Origin of the sequence: Sphingomonas zeicaulis (assembly GCF_050433225.1) — a bacterium.
Lineage (GTDB): Bacteria > Pseudomonadota > Alphaproteobacteria > Sphingomonadales > Sphingomonadaceae > Sphingomonas_D > Sphingomonas_D zeicaulis.
The window spans coordinates 1-1,342 of record NZ_JBNPXQ010000025.1 but is presented as its reverse complement, the minus strand read 5'-3'; the positions used below and the strand labels follow the sequence as shown (position 1 = coordinate 1,342).

Below are 1,342 nucleotides of genomic sequence, written 5' to 3'. Positions count from 1 at the left end.
ACGAAGACTGGCGGAGCGATCTGGAGCGATGGCTTGAGCCGTTTCTGGCAGGGCTTTCGCATCCGGCGCGGCGGCGGATGTGCCCGCTCTACATAGCTGGCTTGATCGGTCCGGGAGACCGCAAGAGCGTTCAGCCGATGGCCGCGCGCGCCGGCGGTGTCGGTTATGACCAGCTTCATCATTTTGTAGCCGCCGGGGTGTGGGATAGCGTCCCGCTCGAGGTGGCCTTGCTGAAAGAGGCGGATCGGCTGGTCGGTGATCAGGCTGGCTTCCTCGTCATCGATGACACGGCGTTGCCGAAGAAGGGGCAGCACTCTGTCGGCGTCGCGCCACAATATGCCTCATCGCTCGGAAAGACTTCCAATTGCCAGTCGCTGGTGTCGGTGACGCTCGCCTCGCGCGAGGTACCGGTGATGGTGGGGCTGCGGCTCTTCCTCCCCGACAGCTGGACGGAGGATGCCGAGCGCATGGCACGGGCGCATGTCCCGCTGGATCGACAGAAGGCTCTGACCAAGCCCGAGATCGCGATCGAGGAGATCGACCGCGTCATCGCCTCAGGCGTGCGGTTCGGCTGCGTGCTCGCCGACGCGGGATATGGGGCGAGCGGCCCTTTCCGGCAAGCGCTGAGCGAGCGCGGCCTGCTCTGGGCAGTGGGGCTCTCGCGACGTCAGAACGTCTATCCAGCCGACATCAGCCTAGTCTTTCCGATCGCCGCAAAGGGCAGGCGCCGCCAGTATCACATGCCCGACCGGCCGCCGATCTCGGCCGAGGCGATGCTGTCCGACGAGAAATGGCGGAAGATCAGCTGGCGGCGCGGCACCAGAGGCCGGCTGACCTGCCTTTTTGCAGCCCGCCGCGTCCGTATCGCCGAGGGCCACAAGCACCGGATGCTCGATAATCGCATGCAGTGCATGCCGGGCGACGAGGTCTGGCTCGTCGGCGAGCGGAGATCAACCGGAGAGCAGAAATACTACGTGTCGAACCTGCCGGTGGATACCACGCTCAAGGCGCTCGCCGCCGCGATCAAGGCGCGGTGGATCTGCGAGCAGGCGCATCAGCAACTCAAGGAGGAGCTGGGCCTCGACCATTTCGAGGGCAGGTCCTGGACCGGATTACATCGACATGCCTTGATGACGATGATCGCCTACGCCTTCCTCCAATCTCGCCGCCTCAAGGCAGCGGGACGGAAAAAAAAGAGTCGGGGGCCCGCCGCCACAGCCAAGCATGCCGGCCATAAGGCAAGCGATCCTCAACCTCTTCGCTCAGCCACCGCCGCGGCGCTGCCCCTACTGTAACGAGCGCCTCACGAACCCAGTGGTTATAAATGTGCCAAAGTAGTGCT

Annotated in this window: 1 protein-coding gene; it reads left to right on the top strand. The window is 64.5% G+C overall.

Going from position 1 to position 1,342, the window contains the following annotated elements:
* Positions 1-1,295, top strand: a 1,295-nt coding sequence (locus tag FHS96_RS29365; protein ID WP_429600416.1) for an IS701 family transposase, incomplete at its 5' end; no start/stop codon positions are given.
* Positions 1,296-1,342: the final 47 nt, after the last annotated feature.